This is a genomic window from Allosphingosinicella sp., assembly GCF_059502505.1.
In genome coordinates this window covers 447,698-459,360 of record NZ_JCACEU010000019.1, presented here as the reverse complement: position 1 = coordinate 459,360, position 11,663 = coordinate 447,698, and the positions used below count along the sequence as shown (strand labels likewise).

At 66.5% G+C, this 11,663-nt stretch carries 12 protein-coding genes; 4 read left to right on the top strand and 8 right to left on the bottom strand.

Annotated features, from left to right (window positions below):
* Positions 1-48: 48 nt before the first annotated feature.
* Positions 49-1,347: a class A beta-lactamase gene (gene bla, locus AC5JBD_RS14795; protein ID WP_495722578.1), complete on the top strand. Its 1,299-nt coding sequence runs from the start codon at positions 49-51 to the stop codon at positions 1,345-1,347.
* 40 nt (positions 1,348-1,387) lie between these two features.
* Positions 1,388-1,978 carry a TetR/AcrR family transcriptional regulator gene (locus AC5JBD_RS14790; protein ID WP_495722577.1) on the top strand — a complete coding sequence of 197 codons (591 nt, stop codon included), beginning with the start codon at positions 1,388-1,390 and terminating at the stop codon, positions 1,976-1,978.
* Here AC5JBD_RS14790 and paaE read toward each other — a convergent pair.
* The 8 genes from paaE to paaI all read right to left on the bottom strand — a co-directional run bounded on the left by paaE (position 1,966) and on the right by paaI (position 8,736).
* Positions 1,966-3,042 carry a 1,2-phenylacetyl-CoA epoxidase subunit PaaE gene (gene paaE / locus AC5JBD_RS14785; RefSeq protein WP_495722576.1) on the bottom strand — a complete coding sequence of 359 codons (1,077 nt, stop codon included), beginning with the start codon at positions 3,040-3,042 and terminating at the stop codon, positions 1,966-1,968. The genes AC5JBD_RS14790 and paaE overlap by 13 nt on opposite strands.
* 7 nt (positions 3,043-3,049) lie before the next feature.
* Positions 3,050-3,574, bottom strand: coding sequence for a 1,2-phenylacetyl-CoA epoxidase subunit PaaD (gene paaD, locus AC5JBD_RS14780; RefSeq protein WP_495722575.1), 525 nt, complete (start codon positions 3,572-3,574; stop codon positions 3,050-3,052).
* The gene (gene paaC / locus AC5JBD_RS14775) at positions 3,568-4,413 is read right to left on the bottom strand and encodes a 1,2-phenylacetyl-CoA epoxidase subunit PaaC (protein WP_495722574.1); all 846 of its coding nucleotides are present in this window, start codon (positions 4,411-4,413) and stop codon (positions 3,568-3,570) included. The genes paaD and paaC overlap by 7 nt, the downstream gene beginning before the upstream one ends.
* Positions 4,413-4,697, bottom strand: coding sequence for a 1,2-phenylacetyl-CoA epoxidase subunit PaaB (gene paaB / locus AC5JBD_RS14770; RefSeq protein WP_495722573.1), 285 nt, complete (start codon positions 4,695-4,697; stop codon positions 4,413-4,415). Before paaB ends, paaC begins: the two co-directional genes overlap by 1 nt.
* Positions 4,697-5,677, bottom strand: a complete 981-nt coding sequence (gene paaA, locus AC5JBD_RS14765) for a 1,2-phenylacetyl-CoA epoxidase subunit PaaA (protein ID WP_495722572.1) — start codon at positions 5,675-5,677, stop codon at positions 4,697-4,699. The genes paaB and paaA overlap by 1 nt, the downstream gene beginning before the upstream one ends.
* An 89-nt stretch (positions 5,678-5,766) precedes the next feature.
* A complete protein-coding gene (locus AC5JBD_RS14760; RefSeq protein WP_495722571.1) occupies positions 5,767-6,984 on the bottom strand; it encodes a M20 metallopeptidase family protein in 1,218 nt (405 codons plus the stop codon).
* Positions 6,985-7,099: 115 nt separating this feature from the next.
* Complete coding sequence (gene pcaF / locus AC5JBD_RS14755) at positions 7,100-8,302, bottom strand: 3-oxoadipyl-CoA thiolase (protein ID WP_495722570.1); 1,203 nt, start codon at positions 8,300-8,302, stop codon at positions 7,100-7,102.
* Positions 8,299-8,736: a hydroxyphenylacetyl-CoA thioesterase PaaI gene (paaI, locus tag AC5JBD_RS14750; protein WP_495722569.1), complete on the bottom strand. Its 438-nt coding sequence runs from the start codon at positions 8,734-8,736 to the stop codon at positions 8,299-8,301. The genes pcaF and paaI overlap by 4 nt, the downstream gene beginning before the upstream one ends.
* Before the next feature lie 11 nt (positions 8,737-8,747).
* On the opposite strand from paaI, the gene paaG reads away from it, so the two are divergent.
* Positions 8,748-9,527, top strand: coding sequence for a 2-(1,2-epoxy-1,2-dihydrophenyl)acetyl-CoA isomerase PaaG (gene paaG, locus AC5JBD_RS14745; RefSeq protein WP_495722568.1), 780 nt, complete (start codon positions 8,748-8,750; stop codon positions 9,525-9,527).
* 8 nt (positions 9,528-9,535) lie between these two features.
* Complete coding sequence (paaZ, locus tag AC5JBD_RS14740) at positions 9,536-11,554, top strand: phenylacetic acid degradation bifunctional protein PaaZ (RefSeq protein ID WP_495722567.1); 2,019 nt, start codon at positions 9,536-9,538, stop codon at positions 11,552-11,554.
* The last annotated feature ends 109 nt before the right edge of the window (positions 11,555-11,663 follow it).

The window sequence follows — 11,663 nt, the reverse complement described above, 5'->3', positions numbered from 1 at the left end:
ATTGGGGCAGAAGGTTTAAACGGAGGGGCTACAGTGTCAGTGTCGCGTATGCGTATCGCCATTTTGCGGCGGCTTTCCCGCATCAAGAAAGAGCATAAGATCGCGCTCGGCGCCGGAGCGGCGCTGCTCGCGCTGGTGCCTCAGGTCCAGAACGCGACCGTGGCACTCGCGGCCCCCGCGCCTATCCAAAAGGCTTCCCAGACCACTCAGACGACTAACAAGGCGGAGAGCGCCGAGGCGGCACGTCGCGCGGCGATCCGGATGACCGCGCAGAGCCTGCCGGTGGTTCGTGCGGTCCAGGCGACCAGCGCCGCCGAGGCGACGGCCCAGCGGATCCTCGCCGCACGGATCGACGAGTTGGGCCGCAACTTCAGCGGCGACGTCGGCATCGCTGTCCAGGACGTTCAGACCGGCTGGACCACCGACTTCGACGGCATGTCGCGCTTTCCGCAGCAGAGCGTCAGCAAGTTCTGGGTTTCGCTGACCGCGCTCGACATGGCCGATCGTGGCCAGCTCGACCTCGACGCGCCGGTGACGGTGCGCAAATCAGACCTCACCCTGTTCAACCAGCCGATCGCCGCGCTCGTCGATGGCGACGGCTATCGCACGACCCTGCGCGACCTGATGTATCGCGCGATCACCGCCAGCGACAACACCGCCAACGACTTCCTGCTGTGGCGGACCGGCGGACCGGATGCGGTGCGCGAATTCCTCTACGACAAAGGCATCCAGGGTGTTCGCTTCGGCCCCGGCGAGCGGGTCATGCAGGCGCGTATCGCCGGCATGGAATGGAGGGACTCCATGGTCGGCAGCGGCTTCTACGCAGCGCGCAGCGCGCTGCCGATGTCGGTCCGCCAGGCGGCGCTGCAGGACTATCTCGGCGATCCTGTCGACGGCGCCACCCCGATCGGCGTGGTCGAAGCGCTCGCGCGCCTCAAGAAGGGTGAATTGCTCTCGCCCGCCTCGACCCGCCGTCTGCTCGACATCATGTCGAACACCAAGACCGGCAAGCAGCGCCTGCGCGGCGGCCTCGCGCCGGGCTACAGCGTCGCGCATAAGACCGGGACCGGGCAGATCCTGGGCGGCACCTCGACCGGCTACAACGATATCGGCATCGTCACCGGCCCCGACGGCCGCTCCTATTCGGTGGCCGTCTTCATCCGCAAGACCAGCGCGCCGATCCCGGCCCGGATGCGGCTGATGCAGGAAGCTGTGCGCGCCGTGATCGATTATTCGCGCCAGACCCACGGCCTGACCTTCGCCAATGCACCGGCCCCGACGCCGGCGACCACTACCTATGCCGGCGCCGCCGCCGAGGCGGTCGCGGAGCTTGAAGAAGGCGAATGATCTGGTGGCATCGCCGCCGCCCTCCTAAGGTGCGGCGGCGATGGCCCGGCCCCAGTCTCCCGATTACGACAAGAGGCGCGAAGCGATCGTCGCCGCCGCGGCCGCGCTTTATGCCCGCCGCGGCTTCACCGGCGCCTCGATAGCCGGCCTGGCGCAGGCCTGCGGCTCATCAAAGTCGCTGATCTACCACTATTTCCCCTCCAAGGATGACATCCTCTACGAAGTCATGGCGGCACATCTCGATGCGCTCGTCGATGCTGCCTACGATGCCATGCAGGCGGGGGGAGCACGCGAGCGGCTGGAAGCGCTGACGCTGGCCTTCATGCGACTTTATGTGGGGGCGCAGGACAGCCATAAGGTGCTGCTGAACGAGCTCGACAATCTGCCGCCGGAGCGGCGGACGGAAGTGGTGGCGAAGCAGCGACGGATCATTTCGGTGGTCGAGGAGCTGATCCGGGAGATCAGGCCGGACCTCAACCCGCAGACGCTGCCGCTCGCGATGCTGTTCTTCGGCATGATCAACTGGACCCACACCTGGTTCAGACCGGGTGGGAACATGAGCGCAGAATCCCTTGCGACAACAGCAGTCGACCTGATGCTGAATGGGCTCGAGCGCGTTCAGGCGTCGTAGTCGAGCTCGACCCCCTCGCCCTTGGGCACCGACTGGCAGGTGAGGACGTAGCCGCTGGCGATTTCCTGGTCGCTGAGGCCGTAGCGCGCGGCCATCTCGACCTCGCCGGAGACGACGCGGGCGCGGCAGGTGGCGCAGACGCCGGCCTTGCAGGCATAGGGCGCCGGCATGCCCGCGGCGCGAGCGCTGTCGAGGATGTTGCCGGCCTCGGCGCTGAACGGCACGCGCCGCTTGCGGCCGTCGAGGGTGACCAGCATGGTCAGGCCCTGCGCCTGGCTCTGCAGCGCCTGCATCTGCGCGGCGAGGGCCTCCGAGGGACGGCCGGCGGTGAAACGTTCGACGAAGATCCGCTCGTGCGGCACGCCGACCGCCTCTAGCGCTTCCTCCGCGGCGTCCATCATCGGACCTGGGCCGCAGATGAAGAAAGCCGCAATGTCCTCGGGCTCGACCAGGCTGCCGAGGATGAGGTCGCATTTGACGCGGTCCAACATGCCGTTGAACAGCTCGATATCTTCAGCTTCTTCGGCAAGGAAATGATGGACTTGCAGCCGGTTCATGAAACGATTCTTGAGCTTCGACAGCTCCTCAAGGAAGATGACCGAAGAGCTGTCGCGATTGCCGTAGAAGAGCGTGAAGCGGCTCTGCGGCTCGGTCGTCAGCGACGTCTTCAAGAGCGAGATGACCGGCGTGATGCCGGAGCCGCCGGCAAAGCCGACATAGTGATTGCTCGCGGCCGGATCGAAGTCCCACGTGAAGGAGCCGTGCGGCGGCATCACTTCCATCTGGTCGCCGGGCCTTAAATTGTCATTCGCCCAGTTGGAGAAGACGCCACCTGCGATCCGCTTGACGGTCACCTTGAGCTGCCCCTCCTCCGGCGCGACGCAGAGCGAGTAGTTGCGGCGGATGTCCTCGCCCTGAATGTCCGCCTTCAGCGTCAGATGCTGGCCGGGCTTGAAGGCGAAGGTGGCGGCGAGATCCTGCGGCACCTCGAACCGGATCGACTTGGCGTCGTAGGTCTCGGGGACCACCTCGGCGATCTTCAGGGTGTGGAAGCTGACGCTCATCCGGCTCTCAATGACATTTGAAATGGTCGAACGGCTCGGCGCAGGCGCGGCAGCGCCACAGCGCCTTGCAAGGCGTCGATCCGAAGCGGCTGATCTCCTCAGTGCTCGCGGAGCCGCATTGCGGGCATTCGACGGCGCGCTGGCCAGCGAGCGTCGGCGGCGCGATGCCGTAGGCGCGCAGTTTCCGCCGCCCTTCCTCGCTGATCCAGTCGGTGGTCCAGGGCGGGGAGAGCGTCGTCGCGATGCGGACGTGATCCAAGCCAGCCTTGTCGAGCGCAATGCGGACCATCGTCTCGATCACGAGGGTTGCGGGACAGCCCGTGTAGGTGGGCGTAAGCACGACTCGATCGGGATGTACTTCACGGACAATGCCAAGATCGACCAGCGAAACCACTGGAATTTCAGGGTCGGGAACTTTGCCTAGAACCTCCCAAACCCCGTTCGCTTCGAGCGAAGTCGAGACACGTGGCACCGGCAACGCGCTTCTCGACTTCGCTCGAAGCGAACGGAAGGAGGTGGAAACCTCTACCATGTCGCGTCCGGATAGGTGCGCGGGAGGAACTGCATGGTGCAGAGCAGGTGGCCGAGATGCTCGCTATGATGGCCGCGGCGGCCGCCGAGGATCGGACGCTGATCGCCTGGTGCCTCGAGCGTCGCCTCTGCGAGAACCCCGCGGATCATACGGTCGTAATCGCCCCTGAACAGGCTGAGATCTGGGCCGACACCTCGGGCGGCGGCTTCGATGGCGAGCTCGTCCATCTGGAACAGCTCCGGGATGAAGCGCCAGTTCCACTCCAGGCCGTCCTGCATCCGACGGCGGCTCTCCTCGGTGCCGTCACCGAGGCGGATCACCCATTCGGCGCTCAGCTCCTGATGGTAGGTGACCTCCTTCACCGCCTTGGCGGCGACGGCGGCGAGGCGCTCGTCCAAGGAGGCGGTGAGATGCTGGAAAAGCAGCCTTTGCCAGGTCGAGAAGAGGAACTGCCGTGCCATCGTCTGAGCGAAGTCGCCGTTCGGCTGCTCGACGAGCAGGCAGTTGCGAAAATCGAGCACGTCGCGGTGGAAGGCGAGCGCGTCGCCGTCGCGGCCCCTGCCCTCGATCTCGCCGGCATAGTTGAGGAAGTGCGTCGCCTGGCCGACCAGGTCGAGCGCCATGTTGGCAAGGCTGAGATCGACCTCGACCGAGGGCGCGTGCCCGGTCCATTCACCGAGACGATGACCAAGGATCAGGCTGTCGTCGCCGAGCCGCAGCGCATATTCGAACAGCGAGAGGTCGAAGCCTTCCGCAGGCGCCGGATCGAACGCGCCGGCGCCCGGGCGTTCCTTGGCCAGGGTCTCGTCCTCCGGCCGGATCGGCGGCAGCGACGGCATCAGATATGCTTTATGTGATCGGGGATGTTGTAGAAGGTCGGGTGGCGGTAGATCTTGTCCTCGGCCGGATCGAACATGGCTGCATCGTCGGACGGATCGGAAGCGACGATCGCCGTCGAGGGCACCACCCACAGGCTCACCCCCTCCATGCGCCGCGTGTACGTATCGCGGGCGTGGCGGACGGCGATCTCTGCGTCGGGAGCATGGACGCTGCCGACATGGCGATGCGACAATCCGGCGCGGGAGCGGACGAAGACCTCCCAGAGCGGCCAGTCTTTCGACATCAGGCAGCCTTCCTCTCGGCCCTCTTGGCCGCATAGGCGTCCGCCGCCTCGCGGACCCAGGCGTTCCTTTCCCAGGCATCGCGCCGAGCCGTCATGCGCTCCCTTGCGACCGGACCTTCGCCGCGGACAACCGCGTAGAATTCCTCCCAGTCGATTTCGCCGAAATCATAGCCGCCTTTCGCCTCGTTCCAGGCGAGCGCCGGATCGGGGACGGTGAGACCGATCGCCTCGGCCTGGGGCACGGTGATGTCGACGAACTTCTGGCGGAGCTCGTCGTTCGTCTCGCGCTTGATCCGCCAGCGCAGCGACTGCGCGGTGTTGGGTGAATTCTCATCGGGCGGCCCGAACATCATCAGCGACGGCCACCACCAGCGGTTCAGAGCGTCCTGCGCCATACGCTTCTGGTCGGCCGTGCCGGCGGCGAGATGCATCATGATCTCGTAGCCCTGGCGCTGATGGAAGCTCTCTTCCATGCAGATGCGGACCATCGCCCGCGCATAGGGCCCATAGGAGGTGCGCTGCAGCGGCACCTGGTTCATGATGGCGGCGCCGTCGACCAGCCAGCCGATCGCGCCCATGTCCGCCCAGGTGGAGGTCGGATAGTTGAAGATGGTGCTGTATTTCGCTTTGCCGGAGTGGAGCGCCTCGATCATCTCCTGCCGGCTGGTGCCGAGCGTCTCGGCAGCCGAATAGAGGTAGAGACCATGGCCCGCCTCGTCCTGCACCTTGGCGAGCAGGATCGCCTTGCGCCGGAGCGAGGGCGCGCGGGTGATCCAATTGCCTTCCGGCAGCATGCCGACAATCTCGGAATGGGCATGCTGTGACATCTGCCGCGTCAGCGTGCGGCGATAGGCCTCCGGCATCCAGTCTTTCGGCTCGATGAACTCGTCCGCCGCCACGCGCGCCTCGAAGGCGGCGAGCTTGTCCGGATCCTCGATGCTCTGGACGCTCTGGGTCTTCTGGAGTTCGGTCGTGTACATGATCCATTCCTACCATTCGCCGACCGAGCGGTCAACGAACTGCCCGCATGTGCTTCATGTAAACGGACGGCGACGTCGCCCGGTTCAACTCAATCGAAGCCGCTCGCCAGGAAGCGGCTCGCGAAGGCGCAATGAAGCGCGACGCCCTTCGCCAGCGTCTCCTCGTCCAGCATCATCCGCGTGTTGTGGAGCGGCGGATTGGTGGCCGGATCGGTATCCTTGGGCGCGGTGCCGAGGATCGCCATCGCGCCCGGAATCTCGCGCAGCACGTAGGCGAAATCTTCCGCTCCCATGATCGGCGCGGCAAGCTCGACCCAGTCGCTGCCGATCTCGCCGGCGCACGCCCGAGCGAGATCCGCAGCGCGCCGATCGTTCATCGTCACCGGATAGCCTGGATTCACCTGCGCCTCGCCGGTCATTCCGTGAGCGGCGGCGACATGCTCGACCACGCGCTTGAAGGCAGCCTGGAGGGTTGAGCGGCGTTCTTCAGAAAGCGTGCGAAGAGTGCCGAGCAGTTCCGCGCAGGTCGGAACGATATTGTGCGCCGTGCCGGCGTTGATCTTCGTGATGGAAAGCACGGCCGGATCGGTCACGGGCACGGTGCGGGCGATCAGCGCCTGGAGCGCCGTGACGATCTCGCAGGCGACCGGAATGGGGTCGAGGCTTTCGTGCGGCATGGCGGCGTGGCCGCCCTTGCCGGTGATGGTGGCGCCAAGCGTGTCGGCGGAGGCGAGCAAGGGCCCGCCCCTGCCGGCGACGATGCCGCGCGGCATGTTCGGCCAAATGTGGAGCGCGAAGGCCGCATCCGGTCGCCGCCCGGGCAGCACGTCCTCCAGCAGCCCGTCCTCGATCATGTAGCGGGCGCCGTGATAGCCCTCCTCGCCCGGCTGGAACATGAAGACGACGGTGCCCGGCAGGCTCTCGCGCCGCGCCGAGAGCGCGCGGGTGGCGCCGACCAGCATGGCGGTGTGCGCGTCGTGGCCGCAGGCGTGCATCGCGCCCTTGTTGCGGGAGGCGAAGGGCAGGCCCGTCTCCTCCTCCATCGGCAGCGCATCCATGTCGCCGCGGAGCAGAACCGCGCGGCCATTGTCGCCACCGCCGCGCAGGATCGCGATCAGGCCGCTGGTCGACGGCCCCTCGCGATATTCGAGCGGCAGCCCCTCGAGCGCCTGCTTGATCTTGTCGGTGGTGCGGCGGCAGTCGAGGCCGATCTCGGGATCGGCGTGGATCTCGCGGCGCAGCGCGATGACGCCGTCGAGCTCGGCTTCGCCGATGCTGCTCCAGTCGGTTTGTGTGAGATTTTCCATGCCTCACCTCTAGCCGTTCAGGCTGAGCTTGTCGAAGCCCTGCCCCCTTATCAACTCAGCAAGAAGGACAGCCCTTCGACTGGCTCAGGGCGGACGGAGGTTGGGGGGCTAGGCTCTAGACCCGCTCGATCACCAGGGCGATGCCTTGACCTACGCCGATGCACATCGCGCAGAGGGCGTAGCGGCCGCCGCGGCGGTGGAGTTCCTCGGTGGCGGTGAGCGCCAGGCGGGCGCCCGACATGCCGAGCGGGTGACCAAGGGCGATGGCGCCGCCGTTCGGGTTTACATGCCCGGCGTCGTCGGGGAGGCCGAGTTCGCGAAGCACGGGAAGCGCCTGGGCGGCGAAGGCCTCGTTGATCTCGATCACGTCCATGTCCGCGATCCTGAGGCCGAGGCGGTCGAGCAGCTTCTGCGAGGCGGGTGCCGGGCCGATGCCCATGATGCGCGGCTCGACGCCCGCGACGGCGCCGCCGACGATGCGGGCGCGGGGGGTGAGGCCGTTGCGCTTCGCCGCTTCCTCCGACGCGACGATCATCGCGGCGGCGCCGTCATTGACGCCCGAAGCGTTACCGGCGGTGACGGTGCCATCGGAGCGGACGATCGGCCTCAGCTTCGCCAGCGCTTCGACGCTGGTCTTGCGCGGATGCTCGTCGCGATCGACCACGATGGCATCGCCTTTCCGCTGCGGGATCGTGACCGGGACGATCTCGGCGGCGAAGCGGCCATTTTCCTGGGCGGTGGCGGCCTTGTCCTGGCTGCGGACGGCGAAAGCGTCCTGATCCTCTCGGCTTACCTGCCACTCCTGAGCGACATTCTCGGCAGTCGACGGCATGGTGTCGTCGCCATAAGCGCCCTTCATCTTCGGGTTCACGAAGCGCCAGCCGATCGTGGTGTCGTACATCTCAGCATTACGGTCGAAGGCGCTGGTCGCCTTGGCCATGACGAAGGGGGCGCGGCTCATGCTTTCCGAGCCGCCGGCGATGACCAGGTCGGCCTCCGAGCCGCGGATCACCCGTGCGGCCATCGTCACCGCGTCCATGCCGGACCCGCAGAGACGGTTGAGCGTCACGCCTCCCGATTTGTGCGGCAAGCCAGCGAGGAGGCCGGCCATGCGGGCGAGGTTGCGATTGTCCTCGCCCGCCTGGTTAGCGCAGCCGAGGATGACGTCGTCCACCTCGTCCCAGTTCACGCCTGTGTTGCGGTCGATCAGCGCCTTGATGGGGATCGCGGCGAGGTCGTCGGCCCGGACATAAGCGAGGCTGCCGCCATAGCGGCCGATCGGCGTGCGCACCGCGTCGCAGATGAAGGCTTCGGTCATTGGCTGTCTCCAAGCTCGATGAAGGCGCCTCCGATCGATCGGGAGAAGCCCTGGAATTCCGCCACCGGCCGCCCACGGTCGGTGCGCACGCTGACATTGTAGACGCCGGAGCGGCCGACAAGAGCGGCTTCCTGCGCCTCTGCTACGAGGGTCTCCCCTTCCTCGGCGCCGTCGAGGAAGACCATCGTCGCCTGCGCGCCGACGCTGCGCAGGTTGCGGCTGTTGCAGGCATAAGCGAAGGCGGTGTCGGCAAGGGCATAGACCATGCCGCCATGGGCCTTGCGGTGGCCGTTCAGCATGTCGGCCCGTAACTTCATCCGGATGCGGGAATAGCCTTCGCGTGCTTCCTCAATCTCGATACCCCAGGCGGGTCCGGTGCCCTCGGCGGCGAGCATGGCGCGCGCGACCTTGTCCGCCGTCTCATCTGCGTTCATGGGAAGCGGCCATGGCTTACGAGACCATCGAGTTCAAGCTGGAGGGCGGCATCGCCCGCCTCACCCTCAACCGCCCGGACCGCCTCAACAGCTTCACCGTGCAGATGCACGAGGAAGTGGCTGACGCCTTGTCGAAGCTGGAAGGCGCGCGCGTGCTCGTCCTGACCGGCGCCGGCCGCGGCTTTTGCGCCGGGCAGGATCTGAACGACCGCGCCGTGGCACCAGGGCAGAGCGTCGATCTCGGCGAGTCGGTGGAGCAGCGCTACAATCCGCTGATCCGCAGGCTCACGAGCCTCCCGTTCCCCGTTATCGCACGGGTGAATGGTGTCGCGGCAGGCGCGGGTGCCAACATCGCGCTCGCCTGCGACATCGTCATCGCCGCCCGGTCGGCGAAGTTCATCCAGTCCTTCGCCTCGATCGGCCTGATCCCGGACAGCGGCGGCACCTGGGTGCTGCCGCGGCTCGTCGGACAGGCGCGGGCGCTGGGCCTCGCTCTCACCGCAGAGCCGCTGCCCGCAGAGAAGGCCGAGGAATGGGGCCTCATCTGGAAGGCGGTGCAAGACGACCAGCTCGACGCCGAGGTGGATGCGCTCGCTGCCCGCTTCGCCAGTGCGCCGACGCGGGGGCTCGCCGCGATCAAGAAGATGATCCGCGAAAGCTGGGGGCACAGCCTCGATCAGGAGCTCGACCTGCAGCGCGACGCGATGCGCGAGCTCGGCTTTAGCGACGATTATCGGGAGGGCGTCGCCGCCTTCATGGAAAAGAGAAAGCCAAACTTCACAGGGCGCTAGGAGCAACAATGAAGACTTTGAATCTGCTCAATTACGCTCGCGACGTCTGGTATCAGGCCTCGGGCGGGCTCGCCGAGGTGCAGAGCGCGCTGACCGGCGAGGTGATCGCCACGACCGGCAGCCAAGGCCTCGACTTCAAGGCGATGCTCGATCACGCCCGGCAGGTCGGTGGACCGGCGCTCAGGCGCATGACCTTCCACGAGCGGGCGCACATGCTGAAGGCGCTCGCAAATGCGGTAATGGCGCGCAAGGAAGAGCTGTACGAGCTCAGCTACAATACCGGCGCGACGCGGACCGACGGGTGGATCGACATCGAGGGCGGTGCCGGCACCCTCTTCTCCTTCTCGTCCAAAGGCCGCCGCGAGCTGCCCAACCAGCGCATCCTGATCGATGGGCAGATGGAGCCGCTGTCGAAGGGCGGCACCTTCGTCGGCCAGCACGTCTATACGTCGCTGCAGGGCGTCGCGGTGCACATCAACGCGTTCAACTTCCCGGTCTGGGGCATGCTCGAGAAGCTGGGGCCCACGCTCCTCGCCGGCGTGCCCGCGATCGTGAAGCCTGCCTCGGCGACGGGATATCTCGCCGAGGCCGCAGTGCGGATCATGATCGAGGCGAACGTGCTGCCGAAGGGCGCGCTGCAGCTGATCATGGGCTCGACCGGCGACCTGCTCGACCATCTGACGCTGCAGGACGTGGTCTCCTTCACCGGCTCCGCCCAGACCGCTATGAAGCTGCAGTCGCACCCGGTGATCGCACGCGAAAGCGTCCGCTTCATCGCCGAACGCGACAGCCTCAACGCCTCGATCCTTGGGCCGGACGCCGGCCCCGGCACGCCCGAGTTCGACCTGTTCGTGAAGGAGGTCGTGCGCGAGATGACCGTCAAGGCGGGGCAGAAATGCACCGCCATCCGCCGCGCCATGGCGCCGGTGCAGCATATTGATGCCGTGCAGGAAGCGCTCAAGGAGCGGCTCGGGAAGGTCCGCATCGGCGACCCACGGCAGGAAGGCGTCAACATGGGCGCGCTCGCCAGCCGTGATCAGCTTCTGGCCGTGCGCGAAGCGGTTACCGAGCTCCAGAAGTCGGCGCGCATCGTCGCCGGCGATCCCGAAGCGACTCCGGTCGAAGGCAATGGTGCCTTCATGACGCCGATCCTGCTGCGCTCGGACGACCCCTGGGGCTCACCCGCAATCCATGACGTCGAGCCGTTCGGGCCCGTCTCGACGATCATGCCCTATCGCGACCTCGACGATGCGATCGCGCTGGCAAATCGAGGCATGGGCAGCCTCGCTCTGTCGCTCTTCACCTTCGATCCCGCGGTGGCCGAGGAGTTCGTGCTCGGCGCCGGCGCCTACCACGGGCGGATGATGATCCTCGACCGCACCAGCGCCAAGGAATCGACCGGCCACGGCTCTCCCCTCCCCGTCCTCGTCCACGGCGGCCCCGGCCGGGCCGGCGGCGGCGAGGAGATGGGCGGCGTCCGGGGTGTCACCCATTATATGCAGCGCACCGCGCTCCAGGGCTCGCCGGCTTTGCTGTCTAGCATCGTCAAGCAATGGCTGCCTGGGGCTCCCAAGCCAGAGGGAGACGTCCACCCGTTCAGGAAGCGCATCTCAGAGCTGGAGGTCGGCTATACGCTCAAGACCGCCAGCCGCGCCGTGACGCTGGGGGATGTAGAGCATTTCGCCCATTTCACCGGCGACACCTTCTACGCCCATATGGACGACGAAGCGGCCAAGGCGAGCCCGATCTTCGAGGGCCGTGTGGCTCACGGCTATCTGATCCTGAGCTTCGCCGCCGGCCTGTTCGTCGAGCCCGCGCCGGGGCCCGTGCTCGCCAATACCGGCCTTGAAAATCTGCGCTTCCAGACACCGCTTTATCCCGGCGACTCGATGCGCGTGGAGCTCACCGTCAAATCTAAGAGCGTCCGCGACGAGGAGAAAGGCGAGGTGCGCTGGGCCGTCTACATCTTCAACCAGAAGGACGAAGTGGTCGCCACCTACGACCTGCTGACGATGAACCGGCCCTAGGCACCTGAACCGCACCTAACCGATTGATTCAGAAACGGCTCAAGCCGAATCGGGCAGAGGAGGCATCGGCACGGAGCGGCGTATCGGCTCCGTGTCGAGTTCAAAGGTT

Coding starts and splice junctions, on each gene's coding strand:
- paaC (WP_495722574.1), bottom strand. CDS start 4,413: ATGCCGTCGCTGCCGCCGATCCGGCCGGAGGACGAGACCCTGGCCAAG.
- pcaF (WP_495722570.1), bottom strand. CDS start 8,302: ATGACCGAAGCCTTCATCTGCGACGCGGTGCGCACGCCGATCGGCCGC.
- AC5JBD_RS14760 (WP_495722571.1), bottom strand. CDS start 6,984: ATGGAAAATCTCACACAAACCGACTGGAGCAGCATCGGCGAAGCCGAG.
- paaA (WP_495722572.1), bottom strand. CDS start 5,677: ATGTACACGACCGAACTCCAGAAGACCCAGAGCGTCCAGAGCATCGAG.
- paaZ (WP_495722567.1), top strand. CDS start 9,536: ATGAAGACTTTGAATCTGCTCAATTACGCTCGCGACGTCTGGTATCAG.
- paaI (WP_495722569.1), bottom strand. CDS start 8,736: ATGAACGCAGATGAGACGGCGGACAAGGTCGCGCGCGCCATGCTCGCC.
- AC5JBD_RS14790 (WP_495722577.1), top strand. CDS start 1,388: ATGGCCCGGCCCCAGTCTCCCGATTACGACAAGAGGCGCGAAGCGATC.
- paaG (WP_495722568.1), top strand. CDS start 8,748: ATGGCTTACGAGACCATCGAGTTCAAGCTGGAGGGCGGCATCGCCCGC.
- bla (WP_495722578.1), top strand. CDS start 49: ATGCGTATCGCCATTTTGCGGCGGCTTTCCCGCATCAAGAAAGAGCAT.
- paaE (WP_495722576.1), bottom strand. CDS start 3,042: ATGAGCGTCAGCTTCCACACCCTGAAGATCGCCGAGGTGGTCCCCGAG.
- paaD (WP_495722575.1), bottom strand. CDS start 3,574: ATGGTAGAGGTTTCCACCTCCTTCCGTTCGCTTCGAGCGAAGTCGAGA.
- paaB (WP_495722573.1), bottom strand. CDS start 4,697: ATGTCGAAAGACTGGCCGCTCTGGGAGGTCTTCGTCCGCTCCCGCGCC.